Source organism: Sphingomonas sp. BK235 (assembly GCF_004345855.1).
In the GTDB taxonomy this organism is placed as follows: domain Bacteria; phylum Pseudomonadota; class Alphaproteobacteria; order Sphingomonadales; family Sphingomonadaceae; genus Sphingomonas.
In genome coordinates this window covers 997,528-1,017,386 of record NZ_SLXN01000001.1, presented here as the reverse complement: position 1 = coordinate 1,017,386, position 19,859 = coordinate 997,528, and the positions used below count along the sequence as shown (strand labels likewise).

19 protein-coding genes and 2 tRNA genes are annotated in these 19,859 nt (G+C 71.0%); 14 read left to right on the top strand and 7 right to left on the bottom strand.

Annotation, left to right across the window (positions count from 1 at the left end; all coding sequences use genetic code 11):
- The first annotated feature begins 39 nt into the window (after window positions 1–39).
- The 7 genes from EV292_RS04730 (at window position 40) to EV292_RS04700 (ending at window position 5,649) form a co-directional block, all read left to right on the top strand.
- Window positions 40–966, top strand: a complete 927-nt coding sequence (locus EV292_RS04730) for an RcnB family protein (RefSeq protein WP_243693596.1) — start codon at window positions 40–42, stop codon at window positions 964–966.
- A 55-nt stretch (window positions 967–1,021) separates the two neighbouring features.
- Complete coding sequence (locus tag EV292_RS04725) at window positions 1,022–1,768, top strand: 2OG-Fe(II) oxygenase (protein WP_132907966.1); 747 nt, start codon at window positions 1,022–1,024, stop codon at window positions 1,766–1,768.
- Between the two features lies 1 nt (window position 1,769).
- Entirely contained in the window at window positions 1,770–2,810 is a 1,041-nt protein-coding gene (locus EV292_RS04720) for a COX15/CtaA family protein (RefSeq protein WP_165927013.1), read from the top strand.
- Between the two features lie 149 nt (window positions 2,811–2,959).
- Window positions 2,960–3,439 (top strand): 50S ribosomal protein L13, encoded by a 480-nt coding sequence (gene rplM, locus EV292_RS04715; protein WP_132907965.1) that lies wholly within the window; start codon window positions 2,960–2,962, stop codon window positions 3,437–3,439.
- Window positions 3,439–3,987 carry a 30S ribosomal protein S9 gene (gene rpsI / locus EV292_RS04710; RefSeq protein WP_132907964.1) on the top strand — a complete coding sequence of 183 codons (549 nt, stop codon included), beginning with the start codon at window positions 3,439–3,441 and terminating at the stop codon, window positions 3,985–3,987. Before rplM ends, rpsI begins: the two co-directional genes overlap by 1 nt.
- A gap of 376 nt (window positions 3,988–4,363) precedes the next feature.
- Window positions 4,364–5,005 (top strand): methyltransferase domain-containing protein, encoded by a 642-nt coding sequence (locus EV292_RS04705; RefSeq protein WP_243693595.1) that lies wholly within the window; start codon window positions 4,364–4,366, stop codon window positions 5,003–5,005.
- Complete coding sequence (locus tag EV292_RS04700; RefSeq protein WP_132907962.1) at window positions 5,005–5,649, top strand: Mpo1-like protein; 645 nt, start codon at window positions 5,005–5,007, stop codon at window positions 5,647–5,649. The genes EV292_RS04705 and EV292_RS04700 overlap by 1 nt, the downstream gene beginning before the upstream one ends.
- A 141-nt stretch (window positions 5,650–5,790) precedes the next feature.
- On the opposite strand, the gene EV292_RS04695 is transcribed toward EV292_RS04700, so the two are convergent.
- Window positions 5,791–7,446 (bottom strand): aminotransferase class III-fold pyridoxal phosphate-dependent enzyme, encoded by a 1,656-nt coding sequence (locus tag EV292_RS04695; RefSeq protein WP_132907961.1) that lies wholly within the window; start codon window positions 7,444–7,446, stop codon window positions 5,791–5,793.
- Between the two features lie 38 nt (window positions 7,447–7,484).
- Here EV292_RS04695 and asd point away from each other — a divergent pair, with 38 nt between their 5' ends.
- Entirely contained in the window at window positions 7,485–8,336 is an 852-nt protein-coding gene (asd, locus tag EV292_RS04690) for an archaetidylserine decarboxylase (RefSeq protein ID WP_207913333.1), read from the top strand.
- A 181-nt stretch (window positions 8,337–8,517) separates the two neighbouring features.
- On the opposite strand, the gene acs is transcribed toward asd, so the two are convergent.
- The 5 genes from acs to EV292_RS04665 form a co-directional block, all read right to left on the bottom strand.
- A complete protein-coding gene (acs, locus tag EV292_RS04685) occupies window positions 8,518–10,446 on the bottom strand; it encodes an acetate--CoA ligase (protein ID WP_132907959.1) in 1,929 nt (642 codons plus the stop codon).
- A 43-nt stretch (window positions 10,447–10,489) separates the two neighbouring features.
- Window positions 10,490–11,191, bottom strand: coding sequence for an inner membrane-spanning protein YciB (locus EV292_RS04680; RefSeq protein ID WP_132907958.1), 702 nt, complete (start codon window positions 11,189–11,191; stop codon window positions 10,490–10,492).
- Window positions 11,188–12,120 carry a signal recognition particle-docking protein FtsY gene (gene ftsY, locus EV292_RS04675; protein WP_132907957.1) on the bottom strand — a complete coding sequence of 311 codons (933 nt, stop codon included), beginning with the start codon at window positions 12,118–12,120 and terminating at the stop codon, window positions 11,188–11,190. The genes EV292_RS04680 and ftsY overlap by 4 nt, the downstream gene beginning before the upstream one ends.
- Window positions 12,117–13,301 carry a MiaB/RimO family radical SAM methylthiotransferase gene (locus tag EV292_RS04670; protein WP_132907956.1) on the bottom strand — a complete coding sequence of 395 codons (1,185 nt, stop codon included), beginning with the start codon at window positions 13,299–13,301 and terminating at the stop codon, window positions 12,117–12,119. Before EV292_RS04670 ends, ftsY begins: the two co-directional genes overlap by 4 nt.
- 441 nt (window positions 13,302–13,742) lie before the next feature.
- Complete coding sequence (locus tag EV292_RS04665) at window positions 13,743–14,627, bottom strand: diacylglycerol kinase family protein (RefSeq protein WP_132907955.1); 885 nt, start codon at window positions 14,625–14,627, stop codon at window positions 13,743–13,745.
- Window positions 14,628–14,705: 78 nt separating this feature from the next.
- On the opposite strand from EV292_RS04665, the gene hemB reads away from it, so the two are divergent.
- The 4 genes from hemB (at window position 14,706) to EV292_RS04645 (ending at window position 18,967) form a co-directional block, all read left to right on the top strand.
- The gene (hemB, locus tag EV292_RS04660; protein ID WP_132907954.1) at window positions 14,706–15,698 is read left to right on the top strand and encodes a porphobilinogen synthase; all 993 of its coding nucleotides are present in this window, start codon (window positions 14,706–14,708) and stop codon (window positions 15,696–15,698) included.
- Window positions 15,695–16,228, top strand: a complete 534-nt coding sequence (locus EV292_RS04655; protein ID WP_132907953.1) for a GNAT family N-acetyltransferase — start codon at window positions 15,695–15,697, stop codon at window positions 16,226–16,228. The genes hemB and EV292_RS04655 overlap by 4 nt, the downstream gene beginning before the upstream one ends.
- A complete protein-coding gene (locus EV292_RS04650) occupies window positions 16,225–16,758 on the top strand; it encodes a GNAT family N-acetyltransferase (protein ID WP_132907952.1) in 534 nt (177 codons plus the stop codon). Before EV292_RS04655 ends, EV292_RS04650 begins: the two co-directional genes overlap by 4 nt.
- Before the next feature lie 61 nt (window positions 16,759–16,819).
- The gene (locus EV292_RS04645) at window positions 16,820–18,967 is read left to right on the top strand and encodes a fused MFS/spermidine synthase (RefSeq protein ID WP_132908194.1); all 2,148 of its coding nucleotides are present in this window, start codon (window positions 16,820–16,822) and stop codon (window positions 18,965–18,967) included.
- A 31-nt stretch (window positions 18,968–18,998) separates the two neighbouring features.
- Here the strand turns inward: EV292_RS04645 and EV292_RS04640 are convergent, their stop codons facing one another.
- Complete coding sequence (locus EV292_RS04640) at window positions 18,999–19,514, bottom strand: hypothetical protein (protein WP_132907951.1); 516 nt, start codon at window positions 19,512–19,514, stop codon at window positions 18,999–19,001.
- Window positions 19,515–19,597: 83 nt separating this feature from the next.
- On the opposite strand from EV292_RS04640, the gene EV292_RS04635 reads away from it, so the two are divergent.
- Window positions 19,598–19,674 (top strand) — tRNA-Arg (locus EV292_RS04635).
- Window positions 19,675–19,728: 54 nt separating this feature from the next.
- Window positions 19,729–19,805: transfer RNA gene (locus EV292_RS04630), tRNA-Arg, on the top strand.
- Window positions 19,806–19,859 lie beyond the last annotated feature (54 nt).

Below are 19,859 nucleotides of genomic sequence, written 5' to 3'. Positions count from 1 at the left end.
TGGGGCCGGCTGGTGCGCCGGCGAGTGAGAGTGAAGGCCATGATCAAGGCGATGGTGGTGGGTCTGCTGGCGAGCGCCGGGCTGGTACCGGCGGCGTCGGCGCAGGACGGCTCGTTGCGCGACGCGATGCGCGCGCGGATGCAGGCGCGCGCCGAGGCGCGTCAGGACGTGCCGCGCGCGCCGACCGCCGCGCCGCGCGCCGGGGGCGGTGAATGGCGCCGGCCCGACCGGCCCGAGCGGGTCGACAGCAGCGGCTGGGGCCGGCGCGACCGCGGCGACGGCGCGCGCCCGGGCGCGGGTTGGACCCCGCCCCCCGTCGCCGCGCCCGCATCGCCGGTGGCGCCGCAATGGGGGGCTGTCTCGCCGCGGGGGCGGGACGGTGACGCTGGCTCGCGTGCCGAGTGGCAGAGCGGGCGGCGCGACCGGTCGCCCGGCTGGGACGCGCGTGACGATCGCGCCGAGTGGCGGGACGGTCGGCGTGACTGGCTGCCCGGCGCCGGCCGCAACGACGACGAGCGCGCGCGCCGCGCCGAGGCGTGGCGGAGCGATCGCGCGCCCGGGGAATGGGATCGACGCGACCGCGGGCGCGACGGCGTGACCGGCTGGGGGAGTGGCGGCAACCAGGGCTGGGCGGAGGACCGCGGCAGTCGCGCGCGCTGGAACCGCGACTGGCGCCGCGACCGTCGCTTCGACTGGAGCGGCTATCGCAGCAGCAACCGCTACGCCTATCGCCTGCCGCGCTATTACGCGCCTTATGGCTGGGGCGACGGTTACACCCGCTTCGGCATCGGGGTGCGGATCGCGCCCACGCTGTTCGCGCGAAGCTATTGGATCGACGATCCCTGGTCGTACCGGTTGCCCGACGCTTATGGGCCGTATCGCTGGGTGCGTTATTATGACGACGCGCTGCTGGTCGATCTCGACCGCGGGCAGGTGGTCGACGTGATCTACGGCATCTTCTGGTGACGCACGCGGCGCGGGGCGGCTTGCACACCGCCCCGCGCCGCGCGATGGACCCGGCATGGCCCTGACGACCCTTCCCCCGGGCGGCCCCTCCGCCGCGCGCGCCGCGATCGGCGCGGCGGTGGCCGCCAAGCTCGATGCCGATCCGCGGATGCAGCGGCTCCCCAGCGAGCGGGTCGCGGCGTGGCGCTGCCTCGACTTCCTCGACCAGGCCTGGTGCGACTGGCTCATCCAGGTGATCGACTCGAACCGCCGCCCGTCCTCGCTGCTGAGCGACCGCGGCGACCCCAAGAACCGGACCAGCGAGAGCTGCGACATGGACCGGTTCGCCGACGGCATCCGCCAGGTCGACGAGTCGATCGCCGCCCTGCTCGGCATCGCCCCCGAATATGGCGAGACGATGCAGGGGCAGCGCTATGCGCCCGGGCAGCTGTTCCGCACGCACCACGATTATTTCCACGAGGGCGAGAGCTATTGGCCGCGGATGCGCGAGAATGGCGGGCAGCGCACCTTCACCGCGATGATCTATCTCAACGACGTGGAGGAGGGCGGCGCGACCTGGTTCCCGCAGGGCGGGCTGCGCGTGGCACCGCGGCGCGGCATGCTGCTCGCCTGGGACAATATGAACCCGGACGGCAGCCCCAATACCGCGACGCTGCACGAGGGCATGGCAGTGGTCGAAGGCACCAAATACGTCGTCACCAAGTGGTTCCGCGAGGAACCCTGGGGCCGCGCCGCGCGCGCCGCGGCGGAGGCGGCCGCGGCGGTGGCGTCGACGGGCGCGCCGGCCTCTGCTAAGCGGTGACATGCTTCAGGCCAGCCCCGGTTTCTCGCTCAGCACCCGCCCGCGCGCGATCGCGCGCTGGCTCTACTGCGTCGCCGCGCTGATCGTCGCGATGGTAGTGGTCGGCGGCGTCACCCGGCTGACCGAGTCCGGACTGTCGATCACCGAGTGGAAGCCAATATCCGGCGCCATCCCGCCGCTCACCACCGCGCAATGGCAAGCCGAGTTCGCCAATTACCAGCGCATCCCCGAATATCAGCAGCTCAACCGCGGCATGACGCTCGACGGTTTCAAGGCGATCTTTTTCTGGGAATATGCGCACCGGCTGCTCGGTCGCGTGATCGGCTTGGCATTCGCGCTGCCTCTGCTGTGGTTTGCGGTGAAGCGGCAGGTGCCGCGCGGTTATGGCTGGCGGCTCGGCGCGCTGCTCGCGCTCGGCGGGCTGCAGGGGGCGATCGGCTGGTGGATGGTCGCCTCGGGGCTGTCGGTGCGGACCGACGTCAGCCACGTGCGGCTCGCGGTGCATCTCAGCACCGCTCTGTTCATCCTCGCCGGGATCGTGTGGACCGCGCGCGACCTCGTCGCGCTCGCCGACAATCCGCTGGCGCGCCCGGCGCCGCTGCGCGCGCTGCCCGCGCTGGCGCTCGCGCTGCTGGCGGTGCAGATCGTGTTCGGCGCCTTCACCGCCGGGCTCGACGCGGGCTATGCCTTCGCCAGTTGGCCGCTGATGGGGGACGCTCTGTTCCCCGCGGGCACGCCGATGGTCGCGCCGGCGTGGCGCAACGCGGTGGACAACCCGATCGTGGTGCAGTTCATCCACCGCTGGTTCGCCTTCGTCGCGGCGGCGGGGCTGCTGCTGCTGGCGCATCGCGCGCGGCAGGTGCGCGCGATGCGCGCCGCGGCGGCGGTGGCACTGCTGGTGGCGACGCAGATCGCGCTCGGCATCGCCACCCTGCTCAGCGGCGTCGACCTGCCGGTCGCGGTGGCGCACCAGGCGAACGCCGCGCTGCTGCTGATCGGCGCGGTCGCGGCGGCGCATGCGGTGAGCCGCAATCGCGCCTGATCCGACCACGGGTATAGTGATACCCGTCGACAAAGGCGCGGAAACCTTGACTTCATGGCCCCACGCCGGCAATGCACCGCCATCGGCGCGCAGGCCCGGCGGGGCGGCGCGTCTTTTCTATTCGAACGCGAAACGAGGTCACAGGCACCATGAAGGCGCTGATGAAGACCACCAAGGCGGCCAAGCCGCATGAGGTGGAGAAGAAGTGGCACATCGTCGACGCCGACGGCCTGGTGGTCGGTCGCGCCGCGGTGGTGATCGCCAACGTGCTGCGCGGCAAGCACAAGACCAGCTTCACCCCGCACGTCGACTGCGGTGACAATGTCATCGTGATCAACGCCGATAAGGTGCGTTTCACCGGCAACAAGCTGGGCGACAAGGTCTATTACAAGCACACCGGCTATGCCGGCGGCATCAAGGGCGTCACCGCGGCCAAGGTGCTCGAGGGTCGCTTCCCCGAGCGCGTGCTCGAGAAGGCGGTCGAGCGGATGATCCCGCGCGGCCCGCTGGGTCGCCAGCAGATGCGCAACCTGCGCATCTACAAGGGCACCGAGCACCCGCATGAGGCGCAGAACCCCGCGGTGCTCGACATCGCCGGCATGAACCGCAAGAACAAGGTGGGCGCATAATGTCCGACAACCGCCAGTCTCTCTCCGATCTCGGCGCGGCGCTCCAGCAGCAGCGCGAGGTCCAGACCGACGCCGCCGACGCCTCGGCCGAGGCCTATCTCGCCGGCAGCATCGACGAGCCGGTCCAGCGCGCCCCGCTGCGCGCGCAGGAGCTCGACAAGCAGGGCCGCGCCTATGCCACCGGCCGCCGCAAGGACGCGGTCGCCCGCGTGTGGCTCAAGCCGGGCTCTGGCAAGATCACGATCAACGGTCGTGACCAGGAGATCTATTTCGCGCGTCCGACGCTGCGGCTCGTCATCAACCAGGTGTTCGGGATCACCGAGCGCGAGGGTCAGTATGACGTGGTCTGCACCGTCAAGGGCGGTGGTCTCTCGGGCCAGGCCGGCGCGGTGAAGCACGGCATCAGCCAGGCGATCACCAAGTACGAGCCGGTGCTGCGCGCGCCGGTGAAGGCGGCGGGCTTCCTCACCCGCGACAGCCGCGTCGTCGAGCGCAAGAAGTACGGCCGCGCCAAGGCGCGTCGCAGCTTCCAGTTCTCGAAGCGCTAACCTGCGGGCGCCCTCGGATTGCGCGAGCGATCCGAGGAGTCGCCGAGCCTCTTTTCTCCCGTCACCCCGGACTTGTTCCGGGGCCCACGGCTCACCGAGCATCACGAGTGGTGAGGCAGTGGCGCGGTGGATCCCGGACCAAGTCCGGGATGACGGTTTGAGAAGATGGCTCGTGCTGAAAGACGAGCTGAAGAGGGCGGTCCGGCGACGGGCCGCCCTTTCCGCATGCGCCGCATGTCACTTCGGTAACAGCGGCGTGACAGCGCGCGTCACCGATCCGTCGTCAAGCTGACACGCAACAAGTGGAGAGAGGTCGGACATCACCGTCGCCCGCTATCGGGTCCAACGAAGGTAATGCGCTGACATGACAGCAGTGATGACGACGGCCGGGGTCGCCCAGGCCTATGATCGCTGGGCCCCGATCTACGACCTCGTGTTCGGGCCCGTCTTCCGCCAGGGCCGCGCCAGCGCGATCCGCGCCGCCGACCGAATCGGCGGCCGTATCCTCGAGGTAGGCGTGGGCACCGGCATCTCGCTGCCGGGTTATGCGCGCACCAGCCGGGTGACCGGGATCGATATCTCCGAGGACATGCTCGACAAGGCGCGCGCGCGCGTACGCCGGCAGAACCTCCACAACGTCGACGCGATCCGCGTCGGTGACGCCGAGGCGCTCGACTTCGCCGACGAGAGCTTCGACGTCGTGGTCGCGCAATATGTCGTCAGCGCGGTGGCCAACCCGGCGCGCGCGCTCGACGAGTTCGCGCGGGTCTGCCGGCCGGGCGGCGAGATCGTCATCACCACGCGCGTCGGCGCCGAGAAGGGCGTGCGCGGCACGATCGAGAAGACGCTGATGCCGGTGACCAGCCGGCTCGGCTTCCGCACCGACTTCCCCTTCGCGCTCTACGCCGACTGGATCGCCGGGCGCGACGACGTCGCGCTGATCGAGCGCCGCGAGATCCCGCCGCTCGGCCACTTCTCGCTGGTGCGCATCGCCAAGCTCGACCGGGAGGACCAGTGATGCCGACGATCCGCAAGCTCCGCTTCGAGGACGAGCAGGGCAATCCCGGCTTCCGCGCGCAGCTCAAGGAGCAGCGCTGGGACGACCACCGCTTCTACCACCACAATCTGGTCAACCAGAGCCTGCACTTCGTCAGCGCCTGCACTTTTCTGGTGGCTTATGCTCTGCTGTTCGTCGACGCGGCGCTGGCCAGCCTGCTCGCCTGGGGCGTGGCGATGACGAGTCGCCAGGCCGGGCATTTCTTCTTCGAGCCCAAGGACTATGACCACGAGAATGGGGTCAGCCACGAATATAAGGAAGAGGTGAAGGTCGGCTACAATCTCACGCGCAAATATGTGCTGATGGGATTGTGGCTGGCGATCCCGCTGGTGCTCGCGGCCGAGCCGACGCTGTTCGGGCTGCTTCAGCGACCCGAGACGGCGCTCGACTTCCTCCGGCACGTCGGCTTCGGCTGGCTGTGCTTCGGCGTGGCGGCGATCCTGTTCCGCGTGACCCAGCTGTGGATCGAGCGCGACCTGGAGACCGGGATCGTCTGGGCGACGAAGATCGTCACCGACCCGTTCAGCGACTTCCGGCTTTACCGCACCGCGCCCGCGCGGTTGCTCAAGGGCGAGCGCAGCGGGGATCACCACGCCGCGGCGTGAGGCTGCGACGGAGACGCTTTCCTCGCCTCCAGCATGTTCCCCGGCGAAAGCCGGGGTCCAGTTGGGACGGCCGTTGTGAGTATCACTGCCGTCCCCCACCTGGGCCCCGGCTTTCGCCGGGGAACAAGTGAGATAAGCGATCTACCCGCGCATCCTCGCCCGCAGCGACTCAGCGAGCGCCATCCGACGCAGCTTTTTGTCGCTGACCGCCGGCCCGCTCCACCAGCCGTCGGTCTGCATCACGCGCGCGGCGGCGACGAAGCGGCGGACGATCTCGTCGAACAGCGCCTCGTCCACGTCGAGGCTGAAGATCAGTCGCCCGGTGCCGACCCAGCTCAGCGCCAGCCCCTCGGCGCGGAGGTAATATTGCAGCATCCAATTGTAGCGCGACGGCCGCGTGTACAGCACGGTCCAGATCGTCGAGAGGTTGGCGACGGCGACCGGCAAATCCTCGGCCGCGAGCGCGGCGTTGAGCTGCGCCGCGCGCGCGTCCCACCGGGCGTCGAGCCCGTCGTACAGCGCCTGCACCGGGCGGGCCTCGAGCCGGCGCAGGAACGAGTCCATCGCCGCCATCACATAGGGATGCGCGTTGAAGGTGCCGCGCGCGAAGCAGATATCGACGGGGCGGTCGTCGCGCCAGCGCCTCATCAGCGCGGCGCGCCCGGTGAGCACGCCCACCGGCAACCCGCCGCCCAGCGTCTTGCCCCAGGTGATCAGGTCGGGCTCGACCCCGACGCGGCGCAGCAGGCTGCCCGGCGCGAGCCGGAAGCCGACGAACACCTCGTCCGCGATCAGCACGATGCCGTTGGCGCGGCAGGTCTCGGCGAGGCGGTGAAGCCAGCGCGCATAGCCGTCGAGGTCGGCGCCGGCGCGGCGCGCGCTGTCGACCAATTGGCTGTCCGACGGCGCGCCCGCGTTGGGGTGAAGCGCCTGGAGCGGGTTGACCAGCACGCAGGCGATGTCCTTGCGGGTGGCGAGAACGCGCAATGTTTCCTCGCTCATCTCGGCGAGCGTCAGTGTGTGATCGGCCGGGACGGGGTTGCCGATGCCGGGCTGCACGTCGCCCCACCAGCCGTGATAGGCACCGGCGAAGCGCACCAGCCGGCGCTTGCCGGTGTGATAGCGCGCCAGCCGCACCGCCTGCATCACCGCCTCGGTGCCCGACATATGGAACGACACCTCGTCGTGCCCCGACAAGGCACGCAACCGGCGGACATTCTCGGCCACCACCGGGTGATAGGCGCCGAGCAGCGCGCCGACCGGCTCGGCGGTGGCGACCGCCTCGCGCAGCGTGTCCTTGTAGAAGTCGTTGCCGAACAGGTTGACGCCGTAGGAGCCGGTGCAGTCGATCAGCCGGTTCCCGTCCAGGTCGATCAGCCACGCGCCCTCGGTCCGCGCGACGAAGGCGCCGGTCGGCAGTTTGGCGCGCACCACCTCGGCGAAGGGGAAGGGGACGCGGTAGCGGCCGGTGAATTGCAGGTCGGACAGGCCGATGCGCGTCTCGGCGGTGAGCGCGAGCGTCTGGGGGAAGCGTGCGGCGTAGAGCTCGCTCAGCCGGCGGAAGCCGTCGCGCCGTCGCGCCGCGACCGCGTCGTCGCAGCCGTCGGCGCGGAAGAAGCGCTCCTCCGGGTGGCTGTAGTAAGGGATCTGCCCCGCCACGCGCTTGGCCATGCGCACGTGCCCGCCGAGCGAGGGATGCTTCGCGCGCGACAGGCGCAGCCGCTCGCGCCCCTTGGTGACCGCGAACAGGGTGGTGGCGACCGCGCCGGCCACCGCGACGAACGTCTTCTTCTCCATGCCTCCCCACAGACCCTCACGATGACGCAGGTGTGACAATGCGCTCGGCTTTCCTCCGCCTGCTGCTGCAGGAAGACCTCAACTTCCTGCTGACCAACCGCATCCCGCGGCGCTGGGCGACCGGGCTGGTCGGCCGCATCGCCGCCATGGAGCATCCGCTGGTGGCGCGGCCGGCGCTGGCGGCGTGGCGCTTCTTCTCCGACGTCGACCTGTCCGACGCCGCCACCACCGAGTTCCGCTCGCTGCGCGACGGCTTCATCCGCCGGCTGCGCCCCGGCGCGCGCGCCTATGACCGCGACCCGGCGACGCTGGCGAGCCCGTGCGACGCGATCCTCGGCGCGCACGGCCGGATCGAGGGCGACCGGGTCTATCAGGTGAAGGGCTTTCCCTATCGCCTCGGCGAGCTGGTGCCCGATCCCGCTCTGGTGGAGCGCTTCCGCGACGGCTGGTACGTGACGCTGCGGCTCACCGCGGCGATGTACCACCGCTTCCACGCGCCGGCCGACCTGACGGTGGAGGGCGTGACCTATCTCTCGGGCGACTGCTGGAACGTCAACCCGATCGCGCTCAAGCGGGTGGAGCAGCTCTTCTGCCGCAACGAGCGCGCGGTGATCGAGGCGAGCGCGGGCGGGCGGCCGCTGCTGCTGGTGCCGGTCGCGGCGATCCTGGTGGCGAGCATCCGGCTCGGCTTCCTCGACGTCGAGACGGTGCTGCGCGAGCAGGGCAGCGCGAGGGTGGCGTGTGACGCGCGGATCGGGAAGGGCGAGGAGATGGGTTGGTTCGAGCACGGCTCGACCATCCTGCTGTTCCTGCCCCCGGGGACGCGGCTGCGCGACGGACTGCGGCTCGGCGACACGATCCGCGCCGGGCAGGTGCTGGCGGACTGGTGAGGGGGGGCACGCTGCTCCCGCCTTGGTCCGCGCCGTCATCCTGAGCTTGTCTCAGGATCCACCGTGCCGCGCACGCTTCGGCCGCTGGGTTCGCGGCACCGTGGATCCTGAGACAAGCTCAGGATGACGGGAGGACAAGAGGGGAGGGTGGGGCAGCGATCGAGCTATCCCGCTCCCCCGCTCACCCCACCCGATCCGCCACCAGCGCGTCCACTACCGACGGGTCCGCCAGCGTCGAGGTGTCACCCAGCGCGCCGAGGTCGTTCTCCGCGATCTTGCGCAGGATGCGGCGCATGATCTTGCCCGAGCGCGTCTTGGGCAGCCCCGGCGCGAACTGGAGCGCGTCGGGGGTGGCGATCGGCCCGATCTCCTCGCGCACCCATTGCCGCAGCGCCGCGCGCAGCGCGTCCGAGGGCTGCTCGCCCGCGTTGAGCGTGACGAAGGCGTAGATCCCCTGGCCCTTCACGTCGTGCGGCATGCCGACCACCGCGGCCTCGGCGACGCTGGCGTGCGCCACGAGCGCGCTCTCCACCTCGGCGGTGCCCATGCGATGGCCGCTGACGTTGATGACGTCGTCGACCCGGCCGGTGATCCAGTAATAGCCGTCACCGTCGCGGCGGCAGCCGTCGCCGGTAAAATATTTGCCGGGGTAGGTCGTGAAATAGGTCTGGAAGAAGCGCTCGTGGTCGTTCCACACGGTGCGCATCTGCCCCGGCCAGCTGTCGATCAGGCAGAGGTTGCCCTCGGTCGCGCCTTCGAGCACCTTGCCCTCCGCGTCGACGATCTGCGGCTGGACGCCGGGCAGCGGCTTGGTGGCCGAGCCGGGCTTGAGATCGGTGGCATAGGGCAGCGGCGAGATCAGGATGCCGCCGGTCTCGGTCTGCCACCACGTGTCCACCACCGGGCAGCGCGAGTCGCCGACGACGCGGTGATACCAGTTCCACGCCTCGGGGTTGATCGGCTCGCCGACGCTGCCGAGCAGCCGCAGCGAGGCGCGGCTGTGGCGCGTCACCCACTCGTCCCCTTCGCGCATCAGCGCGCGGATCGCGGTCGGCGCGGTGTAGAGGATGTTGACGCCGAGCCGGTCGACCGTCTCCCACAGCCGGCCGTGATCGGGGTAGTTGGGCACGCCGTCGAACATCACCGTGGTCGCGCCGTTGGCGAGCGGGCCGTAGACGACATAGCTGTGCCCGGTGACCCAGCCGATGTCGGCGGTGCACCAGAACAGCTCGCCGTCGCGATAGTCGAACACCTCCTTGAAGGTCTTGGTCACCCAGACGAGATAGCCGCCGGTGGTGTGGAGCACGCCCTTGGGCTTGCCGGTCGAGCCCGAGGTATAGAGGATGAACAGCGGGTCCTCGGCCCCCATCGGCTCGGGCGCGCAATCGTCGTCGACGCTCTCCAGCGCGTCGTGGAGCCAGACGTCGCGGCCCGCGGTCATCGCCACGTCGCCGCCGGTGCGGCGGATCACCAGCACGTGCTCGACGCCGGGGCAGTGCGCCACCGCTCTGTCGACGTTGGCCTTGAGCGGAATGCGCTTGCCGCCGCGGCAGCCCTCGTCGGCGGTGACGACGATCCGCGAATCACAGTCCTGAATGCGGTTGGCGAGGCTGTCGGGAGAGAAGCCGCCGAACACGATCGAGTGGATCGCGCCGATGCGGGTGCACGCCAGCATCGCCGCGGCGGCCTCGGCGATCATCGGCAGGTAGAGCGTCACCCGGTCGCCGCGGCGTACGCCGAGCGACTTGAGCACGTTGGCGAAGCGGCACATGTCACGGTGCAGCTCGCGATAGGTGAGCGTGCGGGTCTCGCCGGGCTCGTCGCCCTCCCACACGATCGCGACCTGATCGCCGCGGGTCGCGAGATGGCGGTCGACGCAGTTGACCGAGACGTTGAGCTCGCCGTCGGCGTACCAGCGGATGCGGAAGTCGGCCTCGTCGAACGACGTGTCCTTCACCTGGGTGAAGGGCGTGATCCAGTCGATCCGCGCCGCCTCGTCGCGCCAATAGCCCTCGGGATCGGTGACCGAGCGGCGATACGCCTCCTCATAGCCGGCGCGGTCGATGCTGTCGGGCAGGCCCGCCGGCGCGGGGTGACACGTCTCGCTCATCGCTCGTTCTCTCTCCTCGATCCTCGTCGTCGTTGCGCGGCGCTCAGCCCTCGGGCGGTACCGGCGGCGTCTCGTCGCTTAGGCTCAGCCCGTGGCGCATCAGCATCGGCACGTTGGCCACCGCGAACAGCATGGTCACTGGGATGACCACCCACACCTTGTAGATCGCCCACAGGTCCCAGCCGCGCTGCGCGCCAAACGTGGCCGCGGCGCCGCGCCATACCGCCTCGTTGGCGAACGCCATGGCGACGAAGAACCACACCCAGTTGAGCGTGAGCCGGTGCCAGCCGCGCTCGCTCAGCCCGGGGTAGCTCGAACCCATCAGCTGCTGGAGCAGCGGCCGCCCGGTGGCCGCGCCGAAGCCCAGGGTCGCGGCGAGCAAAGCGTAGACGATCGTCGGCTTGGTCTGGATGAAGCGCGGATCGCGAAAATACATCGTCAGCCCGCCGAACACGATCACCAGCCCCGCCGAGATCAGCAGCATCGGCGGCACGCGGCCGAGCTTGGCCCTGGCGATCACCAGCGCGAGCATGCTCGCCAGCACGAAGGCGGCGGTGGCGACGATCACGCGCGCGAGCAGCAGCGCCTCGACGCGGGTGAGATCGGACAGCGCGGGCGTCACCGCGGCGACGAGCCGGCGCGCGCTCTCACCCGGCAGCAGGAAGTTGACCGCGAAGAACACCGCCAGCGGGCCGTAATCGACCAAAGCGCGCGCGCCCGCCGACTCCTTCGGCGTCGCGCTCACTTGCGCGGCCCCGTGTCGACCCCGGCGATGATGCGACTGACCTCGCGCGCGTCGAACGGGCGCAGGTCGTCCATCTGCTCGCCGACGCCGATGGCGTGGATCGGCAGGCCGTAGCGCTCCGCCGCGGCGACCAGCACGCCGCCGCGCGCCGTGCCGTCGAGCTTGGTCATGACGAGGCCGGTGACTCCCGCCACCTCCTTGAAAACCTCGATCTGGTTCAGCGCGTTCTGGCCGGTGGTGGCGTCGAGCACCAGCAGCACGTCGTGCGGCGCGGCGGGGTTGAGCCGACCGAGCACGCGGCGGATCTTGGCGAGCTCGTCCATCAGCTCGCGCTTGTTCTGGAGCCGGCCGGCGGTGTCGACGATCAGCACGTCGGTGCCGATCTCGGTCGCCTTCTTCACCGCGTCCCACACGATTCCCGCGGCGTCGCCGCCCTCGGGGCCGGTCACGATCGGCACGCCGATCCGCTCCGCCCAGGTGCGCAGCTGACCGATCGCGGCGGCGCGGAACGTGTCGCCCGCGGCGAGCATCACCTGATAGTCCTGCTCGAGGAACAGGTGCGCCAGCTTGGCGATGGTGGTGGTCTTGCCCGAGCCGTTGACGCCGATCACCAGCACCACCTGCGGGCGCGGGAAGGCATCGATGCCGAGCGGCTTGGCGACCTGCGCCAGTACCTTCTCCACCTCCTCCGCGACGACGAGGCGGATGCCGAGCTCCTCCATGTTGCGCTCGAACGTGCCCTCGGCGAGCCGCGCGCGGACGCGGCCGGCGGTCTCCGGGCCGAGATCGGAGCCGATCAGCGCCTCCTCGACCTCGTCGAGCGTGTGTTCCTCCAGCCGCGCGCCACCGAGGCCGGCGAGGTTGCCGACCAGCCGGTCGGAGGTGCGGCGGAAGCCGCCCAGCAGCTTGTCGTGCCAGCTCGTGCTCATGCGATGGTTCCGGTGAGATGGTCGGGCGCGGCGGCGACGATCGTGACGTCGTGCACGCTGCCGATGGGGAGGGGGACGGCGAGGCGGACCTCGCTGAAGTCAGGCGCGTGGCCGCGGTCGCCGGGACGCTCGACCAGCACGCGCTGCACGGTGCCGACCTGGCGCGCGAGGCGGCTGGCGAGCCGCGCGGTCGAGGCGGTGCGCAAGGTGACGGCACGGGCGCGCGCCACCTCGGGCTCGACCTGCGGCATGCGCGCCGCCGGCGTGCCCGCGCGCGGCGAGTAAGGGAAGACGTGCGCGTGGGTGATGTCGGCCTCGTCTACCAGCGCGAGCGTGTTGGCGAACATCGCCTCGTCCTCGGTCGGGAAGCCCGCGATCAGGTCCGCGCCGATCGCCAGCTCGGGCCGGGCGGCGCGCAGCCGCTCGACCAGCGCGATCGCCTCGGCGCGGCGGTGGCGCCGGCGCATGCGCTTGAGGATCAGGTCGTCGCCGGCCTGGAGCGAGAGATGGACGTGTGGCATGACGCGCGGCTCCTGGGTGAGCAGCGCGAACAGCGCGTCGTCGATCACGTGCGGGTCGAGCGAGGAGAGCCGGACTCGCTCCAGCCCCGGCACGCCGGCGAGCAGCCGCTCGACCAGCGCCGCGAGCCCGGCGCCGCGGTCGTCGTAGCTGGCGAGGTCGACTCCGCTCAGCACCACCTCGCGCTGCCCCGCCTGGACCAGCGCGTCGACGCGCGGGACGATCTCGGCGATCGGATCGCTGCGGCTCGCGCCGCGGCCTTGCGGGATGGCGCAAAAGGTGCAGACATGGTCGCAGCCGTTCTGAACGCCGACGAAAGCGCGGGTCTGCGCGCGCGGTCGCAGCGCGTTGCCGCGCGCGCTCCCCCAGCTCGCCGGCAGCAGCTTGGCGGCGTTCGGGACCAGCCGATCGATTTCGGGCATGGCGGCGAAGCCGGCGCGGTCCATCTCGGCGGCGCAGCCGGTGACGACCAGCTCGGCGGTGGGGAGACGACGCCGCAGCCGGCGCACCGCCGCGCGCGTGTCGCGCATCGCCTGGTTGGTCACGCCGCAGCCGTTCACCACCGCCACACCCGCGTCGGCGAGCTGGCGGATCGCCTCGCTCTCGGCGATGTTGAGGCGGCAGCCGAGCGTCACGACCTCGGGCTGGGGAACGGCGGACATGCCGCGCGATCTAGGGGGCGGCGCGGGCGAAGTCGACCCTGTGGTGTGGGGGGCGGAAGCGGTTCGCCAGAACTTGCCGTACCAACCAGCGTCATCTTGAACGCGTTTCAGGAGCCACGGCTCCGCGAGAGCCTGCGCGTCTACGTGTGCTACACCGTGGCTCCGGACCCAAAAGGCGGCTTGCATCTTCGGCGGTCTGATCTGCCGCTACTATTCGCGGGTGATACGCTGCGATGAGGGAGGCCGCTTTCTCTTCCCTCACCGTCATCCCGGCCTCGCGCCGGGATCCATTTTTCCGCGAAAGCAACGCCGGCGGCTCTCGCGGCACCATGGATCCCGGGTCAAGCCCGGGATGACGGGAGGAAGCCGCTTCCGCGACAATGAACCTTTTTGTGTCCGGACCCGTGGATCCTGAAACGAGTTCAGGATGACGGCAGGAACTCAGCGCGGCGCCATCACCTCGATCACTCCGGCGGCGACGTGCGCGGTGACGGGCGTGTGCGCCAGCACCTCGCCGTCGATCGAGATCGGCAGCGGCGGGTCGCTGCGCACCCGGATCGACGTGCCCGAGAAGGTCACCACCTCGTGGTGACGCTCCGGGCGCCCGAGCCAGCTCGCCGCCCAGTTGCTCACCAGCCGGCGCTTATAATGGCCTTTCACCACTTGGACGACGATCTCACCCGAGTCGACCGCGGCCTCGTCCACCAGCCAGGTACCGCCGTGATAGGGGCCGTTGGAGATCCGCACCTCGACCGCCTTGAGCTTCTGCTCGCCCTTGCCGTCGCCCGCGTCGACGTAGAGCGTGAAGGGCCGGAAGCGCGTCAGCTGATAGCCCGCCCAGCCGAGATAGCCGAGCCGCCCCGCCACCTTCTTGAGCCGGTGCGGCACCGTCTCGGCGATCTGCGGGCTCAGCCCCATCGCGGCGCAATTGGCGAAATAATCGTCGTCGATCATGCCGAGGTCGATCCGCCGCGGCGCGCCGGTGCGGAACACCTCGATCGCGCCATCGATGTCGAGCGGCAGGCCGAGCGTGCGCGCGAAGCTGTTGGCGGTGCCGAGCGGCAGCACCCCGAGCACGACGTCATGGCCCACCATCAGGTCGACCAACCCGCTGATGGTGCCGTCGCCACCCCCGAGGATCAGGAGATCGGGCTTCTTCTCCAGCGCCTTGCGCACGGTGCGGTCGAGATGCTTGGGGTCCTTCACCGCGTGTGGCTCGACCTTGAACGGCAGCTCGCGCAGCCGCCGGCAGGCGCGACGGAAGAGCTTGCGCCCACGCCGCGACTTTGCGTTGACGACGAGCGCGGCGGAGCGGATCTCTCTCATGCGCCGCCTAACGCGCGAGCGGGCGTTCCGCTGCCGTAACGCTTGCATGGCGCGTCCGATTGCGGGAAAGCCGCTGGCATGCACGCTGCCTATCCCGCGCTGCGCCTGCGTCGCACCCGTGCCGCCGGCTGGAGCCGCCGCCTCCACGCCGAGCATATTCTCACCCCGGCCGACCTGATCTGGCCGATGTTCGTGACCGACGGCGAGCAGGTGGAGGAGCCGATCGCGACGCTGCCGGGCGTGTCGCGCTGGTCGATCGATCTCGCGGTGGCGCGCGCCAGGGAGGCGCACGACCTCGGCATCCCGTGCCTCGCGCTTTTTCCCAACACCCCGCGCGAACGCCGCAGCGACGACGGCGCCGAGGCGCTCAACCCCGACAATCTGATCTGCCGCGCGACGCGCGCGATCAAGGACGCGGTGCCCGACATCGGCATCCTCACCGACGTCGCGCTCGACCCCTATACCGCGCATGGCCACGACGGGGTGATCGACACCGCCGGCTACGTCCGCAACGACGACACGGTCGAGCTGCTGGTCGGGCAGAGCCTCAACCAGGCGCGCGCCGGCGCCGACATCATCGCACCGAGCGACATGATGGACGGGCGCGTCGGCGCGATCCGCGCCGCGCTGGAGCGGGACTCGCACGTCAACGTCCAGATCATGGCCTATGCCGCCAAATATGCCTCGGCCTATTACGGCCCGTTCCGCGACGCGGTCGGCACGCGCGGGCTGCTCAAGGGCGACAAGACCACCTATCAGATGGACCCGTCGAACCGCGAGGAAGCGCTGCGCGAGGTCTCCCTCGATCTCGCCGAAGGCGCGGACAGCGTGATGGTCAAGCCGGGCCTGCCGTATCTCGACATCGTCCGCGCGGTGAAGGACGCCTTCGCGGTGCCGGTGTTCGCCTATCAGGTGTCGGGCGAGTATGCGATGATCGAGGCGGCGGTGGCCGCGGGCGCGGCCGACCGTGACGCCATGGTGCTGGAGACGCTGCTCGCCTTCAAGCGCGCCGGCTGCGCGGGCGTGCTCACCTATCACGCGGTGCACGCGGCGCGGTTGCTCGGCGCGTGATCGTCACCGAGCGCCTGATCCTGCGCCCGGCCGAGCCGCGCGACCGCGCCGCACTCCACGCGATGTGGGCCGACGCGCGCGTGATGGCGGATCTCGGGCCGGTGAAGGACGAGGTTGCGAGCGACGCGGCGATCGCACGCCACGCCGGCTACCGCACCGATCATGGACTGGGGTTCGGCACGGTCGAGCGCCGCGACTCGGGTGACCTGATCGGCTTCTGCGGGCTCAAGCCGGGCGCGCCGACGACCCCGATCCGCGGCGAGCTCGAGATCGGCTGGATGCTCGCGCACGCCGCCTGGGGTCAGGGCTATGCGCAGGAGGCCGCGGCGGCGTGGCTCGACTGGGCGTGGTCGCACCGCGCCGAGCCGCGTGTCGTCGCGATCACCGCCGCCGCTAACGCCGCAAGCCAGCGGCTGATGATGCGGCTCGGCATGCACCGGCTCGCCGCGGGCGACTTCGACCATCCCGACTTCGCCGCGGACGACGCGCGCCGCGCCACGGTGACCTACGCGATCGACCGGCCACGATGATCGAGACCGAGCGGCTCACGCTGCGCGGCTGGCGCGCCGAGGACGTCGAGTCCTTCCACGCCATCGCGCAGGATGCCGAGGTGATGCGTCACATCGGCCCGTCGGAGACGCGGCGCGAGAGCCGCCGCGCGTGGCGGCGCATGGCGGCGGCACAGGCGCGGTACGGCCATTGCTTCTGGGTGGTCGAGCGCCGCGCCGATCAGGCGTTCGTCGGCCTGTGCGGGCTGTTGCCGCTCAAGCCGCCGGTGGCGGGCGAGGTGGAGATCGGCTGGCGGCTCGGCCGCGCGCACTGGGGCAGGGGCTATGCGCGGGAGGCGGCGTCCGCCTGCCTCGAATGGGCGTGGGAGCATCTCGACGTGCCGACGATCGCGGCGGTGACCGTGCCCGGCAACACGCGCAGCCGGCTGCTGATGGAGCGGCTCGGCATGACGCGCGTCGTCGGAGGTGACTTCGATCATCCCGAACTCGAGGTCGGCGATCCGCTCCGCCGCCATCTGCTCTATCGCATCGCGCGGCCGGCGCGTGGCTGAGCCGGGCGTCGGCGGGGCGGCGCGAGGCGGCGGCGCGGTCGGCGCGCTGTTCGTCGCGACCATGCTCACCGGCTCGTTCCTGCTGTTCCTGGTCCAGCCGATGATCGCGCGGCTGGCGCTGCCGCGGTTGGGTGGCGCCCCCGCGGTGTGGAACTCGGCGATGCTGGTCTATCAGGCGCTGCTGCTCGGCGGCTATGGCTATGCGCATCTGCTCGGCCGGCTGGCGCCGCGGCGCCAGCGCACGCTTCACCTGACCGTGCTGCTCGCCGCCTGCGCCTTCCTGCCGATCGGGCTGAGCGCCCGCGCCCCGCCGGCCGGGGCCGAGCCGGCGCTATGGGTGCCGTATCTGTTCGCCGTGTCGATCGGGCCGTTGTTCTTCGCGGTGTCGTCGCAAGCGCCGCTGATGCAGCGCTGGTATGAGCTGGCGCGCCCCGGCACCGATCCCTATCCGCTCTACGCCGCGTCCAACCTCGGCAGTTTCGCCGGCCTGGTCGCCTTTCCGCTGCTGGTCGAACCGTTGCTGCGCGTGACCAGCCAGCGCTGGCTGTGGACCGGGGGATATCTGCTGCTGATCGCGCTGGTGCTGGCCTGTGCGACGCGGCTGCCGCCGCGTGCCACCTCGGCCGCGGATGTCGCGCCGAGCGAGCCGGCGCCGCCGCGCTCGCGCGTGCTGCTGTGGGTGGTGCTGGGGCTGGTGCCCTCGGGCATGATGCTCGCCACCTCGACCTTCATCAGCACCGACCTGGTCGCGATGCCGCTGCTGTGGGTGATCCCGCTCGCGCTCTACCTGCTCAGCTTCTCGATCGCCTTCGCGGCGCGGCGCTGGCTCGCCGACACGCTGACGGGCGCGGCGCCGGTGACGATCCTGCTGTTCGGCGGGATCATGATGGGCGGCTTCTCCGAGATGGCGACGCTGAGCACGCTGATGGCGCTGGTCCTGCTGTTCATGATCTCGGTCGCGCTCCACACCTCGCTGTACCGGCTGCGCCCCGAGCCCGCGCGGCTGACCGGATTCTATCTCGCCATGTCGGTCGGCGGCGCGCTCGGCGGGGTGTTCGCGGGGCTGGTCGCGCCGACGCTGTTCGACTGGACGTGGGAATATCCGATCCTGATCCTCGCGGCGGGGGCGCTGGTGCCGCAGGCGCCGCTCGCCGCCGCGCTGCGCGTGCTGTGGGAGCGGCGCGGCGCGCGGCTCGGCGCCGCCGCGGTGATCCTGGTCGGGTTGACGGTCGCGGCGGCGATCGTCGCGCAGGGACCGGGCGGGCTGCGCGTCGTGCGCCATACCAGCGCGACTTTCGTCGTGATCGCCGCGGCGGGGCTGCTGACGCTGGGGGCTCGGCTGCCCTATCTGATGGTGCTGGCCAGCGCGCTGCTGCTGTTCGGCGGTTTCCGCTCGCTGTCGCTCTCGCTCGAGCCCGGGGCCCGGCTGCGCAGCTATTTCGGCGTCTATACCGTGGTGGACGAGCCGAACCGGCGCACGCTGGTGCACGGCACGACGCTCCATGGCGTGCAGCTGACCGGCTCGCCCGCGCGCGAGCGGACGCCGACGACCTATTACACGCCGGGGAGCGGGGTCGGCCGCGCGATGCGCGCCGCGCCGCTGCTGTTCGGCGCGCGCGCGCGGATCGGCGTGGTGGGGCTCGGCACCGGGACGCTCGCCTGCTACGCGCGGCCGGGACAAAGCTGGCGCTTCTACGAGATCGACCCCGCGATGGCGCAGCTGAGCCACGCGCGCCGCTTCACCTTCCTCGCCGACTGCGCGCCCGGCGCCGCGATCGAGCTGGGCGACGCGCGCGTCTCGCTCGAACGCGCCGCGCCCGCGAGCCTCGACCTGCTCGCGCTCGATGCCTTCTCCTCGGACGCGGTGCCGATGCACCTGCTGACGCGCGAGGCGTTCGCGGTCTATGCGCGCGTGGTCGCGCCGCGCGGGGTGCTCGCGGTCCATATCTCGAACCGCTTCGTCAATCTCGGCCCGGTGGTCGCCGCGGCGGCGCGCGCGGGCGGGTGGCGCGCGCTGATCCTCAACCACCGCCCGGACGCGACGGAGGAGGAAGGGACTCCCTCGTCGTGGATCGTGCTGACGCGCGATCCCTGGACGCAGGCGTTGCTCGCCGGGGACGAGGGCGACTGGCGCGCGCTGCGCCGACGGCCCGGTTTCGCGCCCTGGACCGACGATTACGCGACGATCCTGCCGCTGCTCCGCTTCTGACCGAGGCGCCGCCGCGCCGTTTGCGGTGCGATCAGCCGGCCGGCAGCGCGGCGGCGAGCGAGTCGATCCGCCGGGTCTGCGCCGCCGCCGTGGCGCGTGCCGCGTCGAGCGCCTGATCGAGCGCGGGATAGGCAGGCTGGAGCGCCTGCGCGCGCGCCGCGGCGAGCTCCTCTAGCTGACCGACCGAATCGGCATGGGTCGAGCGCAGCGAGTCGAGCTCCGCCACCGCGGTCTGCGCGTCGAGCCAGCGCTCGCTGCCGACCGCGGCGCCGCGGGCGGCGGTGGTGCGCGTCGCGGCACGGTCCGCCGCGGCGTCGAAGGCGCGCGCCGCGGCGGCCCGCGTCGCCGCGATGGCGGTCAGACGGGAGTCGAGCGCAGGGTCCGCCGCGATCGGCGCGGGGGGCGGGGTGGCGGGTTCCTCGAACCCCATTTTCTCGATCGGGCGCGGTGCGAGCGAGGGGTAACCGCTGGGATCGGCGCTGCATCCCGAGATCAGGGGAAGAGCGATCAGGGCGAGCGGCGACAGAGCGCGCGACGGGCGAAGCATGCGATCTGCGTAGAGGGGCGAAAAACTTCCCGCAACGCTCTTGCGCCCCCGCGCCGCGGCGTCTAACAGCGCCGCTCCATTGCGCGCCCGTAGCTCAGCTGGATAGAGCATCAGACTACGAATCTGAGGGTCGGACGTTCGAATCGTTCCGGGCGCGCCAATGGAAGCCCACCGCGAGGTGGAGCAGACGGCCGGCATCATGCCATGCCGCGATGCGCCCGTAGCTCAGCTGGATAGAGCATCAGACTACGAATCTGAGGGTCGGACGTTCGAATCGTTCCGGGCGCGCCACTTTCCCTGCCGGACAATGACTGGGGGCAGGCAAGCCATGGCCGGGGCCGCGCG

Excerpts from the sequence above, each read along its gene's own strand:
- EV292_RS04700 (WP_132907962.1), top strand. The coding sequence starts at position 5,005 with ATGCCGACGATCCGCAAGCTCCGCTTCGAGGACGAGCAGGGCAATCCC.
- EV292_RS04730 (WP_243693596.1), top strand. The coding sequence starts at position 40 with ATGATCAAGGCGATGGTGGTGGGTCTGCTGGCGAGCGCCGGGCTGGTA.
- rpsI (WP_132907964.1), top strand. The coding sequence starts at position 3,439 with ATGTCCGACAACCGCCAGTCTCTCTCCGATCTCGGCGCGGCGCTCCAG.
- EV292_RS04695 (WP_132907961.1), bottom strand. The coding sequence starts at position 7,446 with ATGGAGAAGAAGACGTTCGTCGCGGTGGCCGGCGCGGTCGCCACCACC.
- asd (WP_207913333.1), top strand. The coding sequence starts at position 7,485 with ATGCGCTCGGCTTTCCTCCGCCTGCTGCTGCAGGAAGACCTCAACTTC.
- EV292_RS04645 (WP_132908194.1), top strand. The coding sequence starts at position 16,820 with ATGCTCACCGGCTCGTTCCTGCTGTTCCTGGTCCAGCCGATGATCGCG.
- EV292_RS04670 (WP_132907956.1), bottom strand. The coding sequence starts at position 13,301 with ATGTCCGCCGTTCCCCAGCCCGAGGTCGTGACGCTCGGCTGCCGCCTC.
- rplM (WP_132907965.1), top strand. The coding sequence starts at position 2,960 with ATGAAGGCGCTGATGAAGACCACCAAGGCGGCCAAGCCGCATGAGGTG.
- EV292_RS04705 (WP_243693595.1), top strand. The coding sequence starts at position 4,364 with ATGACGACGGCCGGGGTCGCCCAGGCCTATGATCGCTGGGCCCCGATC.
- acs (WP_132907959.1), bottom strand. The coding sequence starts at position 10,446 with ATGAGCGAGACGTGTCACCCCGCGCCGGCGGGCCTGCCCGACAGCATC.
- ftsY (WP_132907957.1), bottom strand. The coding sequence starts at position 12,120 with ATGAGCACGAGCTGGCACGACAAGCTGCTGGGCGGCTTCCGCCGCACC.
- EV292_RS04720 (WP_165927013.1), top strand. The coding sequence starts at position 1,770 with ATGCTTCAGGCCAGCCCCGGTTTCTCGCTCAGCACCCGCCCGCGCGCG.
- hemB (WP_132907954.1), top strand. The coding sequence starts at position 14,706 with ATGCACGCTGCCTATCCCGCGCTGCGCCTGCGTCGCACCCGTGCCGCC.
- EV292_RS04650 (WP_132907952.1), top strand. The coding sequence starts at position 16,225 with ATGATCGAGACCGAGCGGCTCACGCTGCGCGGCTGGCGCGCCGAGGAC.
- EV292_RS04640 (WP_132907951.1), bottom strand. The coding sequence starts at position 19,514 with ATGCTTCGCCCGTCGCGCGCTCTGTCGCCGCTCGCCCTGATCGCTCTT.
- EV292_RS04725 (WP_132907966.1), top strand. The coding sequence starts at position 1,022 with ATGGCCCTGACGACCCTTCCCCCGGGCGGCCCCTCCGCCGCGCGCGCC.
- EV292_RS04665 (WP_132907955.1), bottom strand. The coding sequence starts at position 14,627 with ATGAGAGAGATCCGCTCCGCCGCGCTCGTCGTCAACGCAAAGTCGCGG.